General features: G+C 29.1%; 7 protein-coding genes. 5 read left to right on the forward strand and 2 right to left on the reverse strand.

Annotated features, from left to right (window positions below; genetic code table 11):
• Window positions 1-9: 9 nt before the first annotated feature.
• Window positions 10-762, reverse strand: a complete 753-nt coding sequence (locus tag HMPREF1552_RS00635; protein WP_021743089.1) for a chain length determinant protein — start codon at window positions 760-762, stop codon at window positions 10-12.
• 153 nt (window positions 763-915) lie between these two features.
• Here HMPREF1552_RS00635 and HMPREF1552_RS00640 point away from each other — a divergent pair, with 153 nt between their 5' ends.
• Both HMPREF1552_RS00640 and rlmD read left to right on the forward strand, forming a co-directional pair.
• Entirely contained in the window at window positions 916-2064 is a 1149-nt protein-coding gene (locus tag HMPREF1552_RS00640; protein ID WP_021743090.1) for a pyridoxal phosphate-dependent aminotransferase, read from the forward strand.
• A gap of 30 nt (window positions 2065-2094) precedes the next feature.
• The gene (gene rlmD / locus HMPREF1552_RS00645) at window positions 2095-3528 is read left to right on the forward strand and encodes a 23S rRNA (uracil(1939)-C(5))-methyltransferase RlmD (protein WP_021743091.1); all 1434 of its coding nucleotides are present in this window, start codon (window positions 2095-2097) and stop codon (window positions 3526-3528) included.
• 94 nt (window positions 3529-3622) lie between these two features.
• Here rlmD and nagE read toward each other — a convergent pair whose 3' ends face one another.
• Window positions 3623-5053, reverse strand: a complete 1431-nt coding sequence (nagE, locus tag HMPREF1552_RS00650) for an N-acetylglucosamine-specific PTS transporter subunit IIBC (RefSeq protein ID WP_021743092.1) — start codon at window positions 5051-5053, stop codon at window positions 3623-3625.
• 565 nt (window positions 5054-5618) lie between these two features.
• Between nagE and HMPREF1552_RS00655 the strand changes: the two genes are divergently transcribed.
• The 3 genes from HMPREF1552_RS00655 to rpsI all read left to right on the forward strand — a co-directional run bounded on the left by HMPREF1552_RS00655 (window position 5619) and on the right by rpsI (window position 6996).
• Entirely contained in the window at window positions 5619-5954 is a 336-nt protein-coding gene (locus HMPREF1552_RS00655; protein WP_039900873.1) for a hypothetical protein, read from the forward strand.
• A gap of 195 nt (window positions 5955-6149) precedes the next feature.
• Complete coding sequence (rplM, locus tag HMPREF1552_RS00660) at window positions 6150-6584, forward strand: 50S ribosomal protein L13 (protein WP_021743094.1); 435 nt, start codon at window positions 6150-6152, stop codon at window positions 6582-6584.
• A gap of 13 nt (window positions 6585-6597) precedes the next feature.
• A complete protein-coding gene (rpsI, locus tag HMPREF1552_RS00665; protein ID WP_018450229.1) occupies window positions 6598-6996 on the forward strand; it encodes a 30S ribosomal protein S9 in 399 nt (132 codons plus the stop codon).
• Window positions 6997-7296: the final 300 nt, after the last annotated feature.

Here is a 7296-nt window from a genome sequence, read left to right on the forward strand (position 1 = left end):
TTAATTTTATTAATTTTTTCTTTTCTTAATGTCTTCCCAGTCTAATGTAGTAGAAAATTCTTTCATAAATGCAATCAGAATTCCTAAAAATAATCCTAAGAATAATGAACCAGCTATAACCAGCTTTTTATTTAATGCAGGTTTTGTTACAGAATTTACGTATTTAACAACTGGATTTGAGTCATTTTTTAATAAACGGTAATATGCTAATCTTGATACTAATGTATCTGTTAAAGAGTCTTTTGTAGTCCGCACATCAATATTTTGTGTTAAAAAGCTATATTGTTGCTCTAATAATTTTATTTGTTTATCCAAAAAATTGTTTTTTCTTTCAAGCAGATAGCCTTGTGCAAGTATTGGATACTCTTTTGCAAAATTTTCTCCTTCAGCCTTGTTATTTGTAGTGAATTTTACTTTCACTGTTGGATCATTATTTTCTGACTGTGCTGTTAATCTTGTTGTCATTTCCTTAAAGAATTTATCCTCTGGCAAATTCACATTTCTCAAAGTTTTTGAATTTTTTTTCAAGTATGAGTAAAAGTCAAAGGAATTTAGTGAAAATTGTGAGTTTTCTCCAATTTCAGTAAGTACTTTATCATTTCCATAAAGTGTAATGTCTGATTTAAAGGATTTGTTCACAAAAACAAAAGCTGTAGAAAGTATCACAACTATTATCGTAGTTAAAGCGATTAAAAATTTATTTTTATAAATAATTTTAATTATCATACTGGCGTCAATTATTTGTTGATTTTTATTATCCATTTTATTTCCTTTCAAATTAAATCTATATCTTAATTCTATCAAAAAAAGTACAAAATGACAATGGGGAATTTAATAAAAATTATAAAATAAACCGAAAATATGATATAATTGGTTATAAATTTGAAAATATAAAGTAAGAAAGAAGGTTTTTAAATGTATATAAATCCAATTATTGAAGGAATTGAAATTTCTGATATTAGAAAAATTCATGAAAGATTAGTAAATTATAAAAATGTGATAAATATGACAATTGGGGAGCCTGATATCGATGTTCCACAGGAAGTGAAGGAAGCTGTGGCTTATCATGCTTTAAATAGCAGAATAAAATATTCTCCTGTGGGAGGGATGCCAGAATTAAGAGAAAAGATTGCCAAATATTATAACGAGAATTTTTCAGGAAACTATAACGCTCAAAATGTTTTGGTAACGGTTGGTTCTACGGAAGGGCTTGCTTCGGTTTTGAAAACTATTTTGGCAAAAGATGATGAGGTGATTATTCCAACGCCTTCATATGTGGGATATGAGCCATTGATTACGATTTCTGAGGCGAAAACTAAATTTGTTGACTTGGAAGAAAATAATTTTGTGTTGACAAAAGAAATTTTAGAAAAAAACATTACTGATAAAACTAAATTAATAATTTTGACATATCCGAATAATCCATCTGGAATTACGCTTGAAGAAGAAGAAATGGTTAAAATTGTGAAATTTTTGAAAGATAAAAATATTTATTTGATAAGCGATGAAATTTATGCGGCAATTACTTTTGAGAAATTTACTTCCTTTGCAAAATTTTCTGATGAATTGAAGGAGCAGCTAATTATAATTAATGGATTTTCAAAATCACATTCGATGACAGGCTACAGATTAGGCTATATTATTGCTGATGAAAAATTACAGAATCAAGTGAAAAAAGTTAGCCAGTACAATGTAACAAGTGCATCAACATTGTCACAATATGGAGCGATTGCAGCCCTTGATAAATGTTCTGATACGACGAAAATTTCTGAAATTTATAAAAAAAGAGTGGAATATTTTGTAAATAGACTAGAAAAATTAGGTTTTGAATGTTTAAAACCTAAAGGGGCATTTTATGTTTTTGCAACTTATAAAAATATTGAAAAGTTTAAAAATATGGAATCATTTGATTTTGTTCTTGATTTACTCGAAAAAACAGAACTTGCGATTGTACCTGGAATTACATTTCAAGTGGAGGGGTATGTAAGATTTTCGATTGTGCATGATATTCCAGTATTGGAAGAGGCTATAAAGAGGTTGGAAAAGTATATAAAAGAGAAGTAAAAATGATAATTTAGAAAATTGGAGAAATTAATGGAAAAAACGGAAAAGAAAAGTTTGAAAAAAGGAGACTTGATACAGTTAAAAATTGTAAATCTCGATACTAAGGGCAGAGCTTACGGATTTTTTGATGAAAATAAAATTTATGTGAATATTAATGCGGCAGAAAATCAAGTTGTTGAGGGAATTTTTGTAAAAAGACGAAGAAAGTATGAGCTGATACATTGCAAAATTATTGACTTTGCTGGGAGAAAAAATGCGATTTACAATGATATTGAAAGACAAAATGGAGGCTGTAACTACCAGTATTATACCTATGATGAGCATCTTGAAATAAAGACAGGGCATATAAAAAAAGAATTAGACAAGATTATTAAGTATGATTATATTTTTGAAGATCCTGTCAGAAGTGTAAAGCCTTATAAATATAGAAATAAAATGGAATTTAGCTTTGGAAATGCTACAAAAGGAGGACCTATAATTTTAGGGCTTCATAAACAGAACAGTTTTCACGATATTGTAGAAGTTGACGGATTAAAATTAATGGATGATAATTTTAATAAAATTTATGTTTTTTGTAATGAATTTTGTAAAAAGACAGGTTTTGATTTTTATCACAGACTTGATCATATAGGTTTTTTTAGAAATCTTGTAATTAGAAAGGCAGAATTTACAAAACAGATTTTGGTAAATATTGTAACAACGACGCAAATTAGTGAGATAGAAAAGAAAAAATTTCAAAAAGAGTTTAAGCAAGGATTATTAGCCTTAAATTTGGATAATGATTTTAAAATTACTGGAATTTTACACACATTTAATGATAATTTTTCGGATATGGTTATTTCTGAAAGCGAAACGATTTTGTATGGAGAACGTGATTTGACAGAGGAGATTTTTGGATTAAAATTTAAAATCAGTCCATACAGTTTTTTTCAGACAAATTCCCAGACAGTCGAAAAATTATACGGAAAAGTCTTAACATACCTTGAAGAAATTGAAAATATAAAAATTCACGAAGCAACAGTTTTTGATTTATTTAGCGGTACTGGTACAATTGGGCAAATTGTTTCAAAAAAGGCAAAGCAGGTTTATGGAATCGAATTGGTGCCAGAAGCGGTAGAAAAGGCTAATGAAAATGCAAAATTAAATAATATTCAGAATGCACATTTTATCTCAGGAGATGTTTTTGCAAAATTGGATGAATTTGATAATGATGGAATCAAGCCAGATATTTTAATTTTGGATCCGCCACGTGCTGGTGTAGGTGAAAAAACTATCACAAAGCTGGTAAAATACAATACTAAAAATATAATTTATGTGTCTTGTAATCCAAAAACTTTGATGACAAATCTGATAAAGTTTGGGGAATTTGGATACAGGCTGGTTAGGTGTTCGGTGGTGGATATGTTCCCGGTTACACCGCATTTAGAGGTTGTTTGCTTGCTGGAAAAAGTAGAACAGCAATGATAAGAAGTAAATAAAATAAAAATATTTTAAAACTGCACTTTTAATCTTGTATTTAAAGTTTAAGTGCAGTTTTTATATTTATAATAATATATTTTTATAATTTTTTCATTTCATTTGCAACAAATTCAACCAATGGACCAATAATTACCTGAACATCTGTTTTAGAAGGTTTTATAATTCCTGCTGCAACTTTTTTAATTTTTTTATCATCTACTAAAGTTGAATCTTTTACTTCTAGTCTTAATCGTGTAGCACAGTTATCTATGGAAACTACATTATCTTTTCCACCTAATGCTTCATATATGATTGTAGCTACTTCTGTATGACTATTATTTGAAGTTTCTATTTTTAATTCTTCTTCATTATCCTCTTCTTCTCTTCCAGGTGTTTTTAAATTAAAGGTTTTTATTAGTACTTTAAACAACAGATAATAAGCTACTCCAAATCCAAGTCCTAGAACTAACAACATAAATGGATTGTTAGCCATTGGCATTCCTGAAGTTAGTGAAAAGTCAATAAGTCCTGCACTAAATCCAAATCCAGCTGTCCAGTGAAACATTGATGCTATAAATAAACTTAATCCTGTTAAAAGTGCATGAACTCCATACAATAAAGGTGCTACAAACATAAATGCAAATTCAAGAGGTTCTGTCACTCCTGTTACAAACGAAGTAACTCCTGCTGCTAACATTAAAGATGCAATTTGTTTCTTTCTCTCAGGTTTAGCTTCCTGATACATTGCAAATGCGGCTGCTGGCAGTCCAAACATCATAATAGGGAAGAATCCTGCCTGATACATTCCTGTTATACCTTTTACTCCTGTTCCGCCAAGGAAGTTTTTAATATCGTTTATTCCTGCTATATCAAACCAGAAAACTGCATTTAATGCGTGGTGTAATCCTAGAGGAATTAACAATCTGTTAAAGAATCCAAATATTCCAGCTCCTAAAGGTCCAAGTTTTAAGAATGTTTCTCCTAAAGTTACTAATGCTCCAAATATTATAGGCCATACAAAGAATAATACAGGAGATAATATAAGCATTACGGCTGACGTCAATATTGGAACTAGTCTTTTACCACTGAAAAATGCAAAAGCCATTGGCAACTGCGTCTTATGAAATCTATTAAATATTTCAGCAGCTATTATTCCTGATAATATCCCTATAAATGCATTATTTATTTTTCCAAAAGCTAAAGGAACTTTGTCTACATCCACTTTTGTCAAAACTGCAACGGAATCTTTTGATAATAATGTAGTTATTACTAAGAAGCCTACTAATCCTGATAATGCCGCAGAACCATCCTTCTCTTTAGACATTCCAACTGCTATTCCGACTGCAAATAATATAGGAATATTCTCCAATATGGAAGCTCCTGATTTTATTAGGAAAGCTGCTGTAGGACTGTTTGCTCCCCAACCAACAGGATCAAGTCTGTAACCTATTCCTAAAAGTATTGCTGCAGCTGGTAATACTGCAACTGGCAACATAAGTGATTTACCAATTTTCTGTAAATACTTCATCATTTTTAACCAACTCTCTTTCTATTTTTTTGTTCATATTCTTCTATCACATAGGAATATAATTTTTTTTCATTATTATTATATCTTATTTTTATACTATGTCAATATTTAAAGAAAAAAATCTTAATGTTTTTCTATTTTTTTTCTAAGTATTTTTATTTTGTTTGAAATTTTTTATGTTATTTTTTCTATCAATATATGTTTATAACAAATCTAATAAGACTATTTAATATTTCAGTTTCCCTATAATTTAACATATTATTCACCTTTCTATAATAAGGATGCCTCAAAAATTTAAATAATCAATCTAAATTCTATTTCAAATATATTTGAAAAAATGTTACCATCTGCAATTTTGTTTATAAATTTATTATTTCCTTATTTTTTTTTAAGTTTATCCAAAAATACAGAAAAAACTTTACTCTAAAAATTGACATTATAATACATGTGTGGTACAATGATATTGTATTAAAAAGTATATTTTAGATTTGAACACTACTTTAAATTAAATAGATAAAATATGTAAGAATTATATTTTCAGTAAAAATAAATGGAAGGAATGATAAATATGAAAAAAATATTAATATTAGCTATAATGGCTTTAGGAATTAGTACAAATGTATTTGCTTGTTTTGGTAATAGTATGATTGAGAATATAATGGCTGATAAAATTATTCGTTCAAAAGAACTGGAAAACATAACAAAAGAAGAAATGAAACTTATTAAAAAATGTCGCATGGAGGATTCGTTAGCATATAAAATTGCCAGTTCAAAAACTCCAGAGGAAATAACAGAAAAAGAGATGAAACTTATTAAGAAACATGGATATGAGTTTTTGCTATCAGATGAATTTAGAAAACAAATAAAAAAAGAGATGACTAAAAATCTTGAGAAAAAGAAATGAGCAGATTTTTATAAGGATTAAAAGTAAAAAGAGCATTTTTTATTAATAAAATCTTTTAAATTTCTTCAAATGGAAAAATATCAAGGAAATTCTCTTGACAAGTGGGAGGAAATGATATATAATTAACTAATATGAGCCTTTCCCACAAAGGACCGTTATTCTATAAAATAGAGAATAAAAACAGGAGGAAACAAAGTGAGTAAATACACTGTAATGCAAAAAAAAGAAGAAGTTGTAAGAAATTGGTATGAGATAGATGCAGAAGGAAAAGTGCTTGGAAAATTAGCCACTGAAATCGCAGTAAGATTAATGGGTAAACACAAACCAAGCTATACACCACACGTTGATGGAGGAGATTTTGTTATCATTACAAATGCTGATAAAATCGCTGTAACAGGAAATAAATTATTAGACAAGAAATATTACAGACATAGTGGATATCCAGGTGGATTGAGAGTAAGAAGTTTAGAAGAAATGTTACAAAAACAACCTACTGAAGTAATCAGAAAAGCTGTAGAAAGAATGTTACCTAAAAATAAATTAGGAAGCCAAATGATTAACAGATTGAGATTATTCACAGGATCTGAGCATACACATACAGCACAAAAACCAGAAAGAATAGAGTTATAGGAGGTAAATTTTCGTGGCAGAAAAAATTCAATATTTAGGAACTGGAAGAAGAAAAACTTCAGTAGCAAGAGTAAGATTAGTACCAGGTGAAACTGGAGTAACAATAAATGGAAAAGATATGAGAGAATATTTTGGTGGAAGAGAAATCTTGGCTAAAATAGTAGAACAACCATTAGAATTAACAGAAACTTTAAACAAATACGGAGTAAAAGTTAACGTAAATGGTGGTGGAAACACAGGACAAGCAGGAGCAATTAGACATGGTGTTTCAAGAGCATTATTAGTAGCTGATGCTGAATTAAGAGGAGCTTTAAAAGAAGCTGGATTCTTAACAAGAGATTCAAGAATGGTTGAAAGAAAAAAATACGGGAAAAAGAAAGCAAGAAGAAGCCCACAATTCTCAAAAAGATAATTGTATTATTTTATATACCCTTGGAAACACTGGTTTTCAGGGGTTTTTATTTTGGAAAAAGTATGGAAAAGTAGAGAAATGTATGCCTACAATATACAAGCAATATACAAAATACTATATCTTTTCCACCGCTTTTCTCAGTTCTTCAATGTCCTTATGAGTATAAAATTTTTCAGTCGTTGTATAACGGTTGTGTCCGATCAATCTTTATTATTAGACCTATTCGACAACCTTGTATAAAGAATAATATCAGGGTACAATAATATTGGTGATGAAAATGATAAATAATGTTGAAAAAAT

It is taken from the genome of Leptotrichia sp. oral taxon 879 str. F0557, assembly GCF_000469385.1.
In the GTDB taxonomy this organism is placed as follows: domain Bacteria; phylum Fusobacteriota; class Fusobacteriia; order Fusobacteriales; family Leptotrichiaceae; genus Leptotrichia; species Leptotrichia mesophila.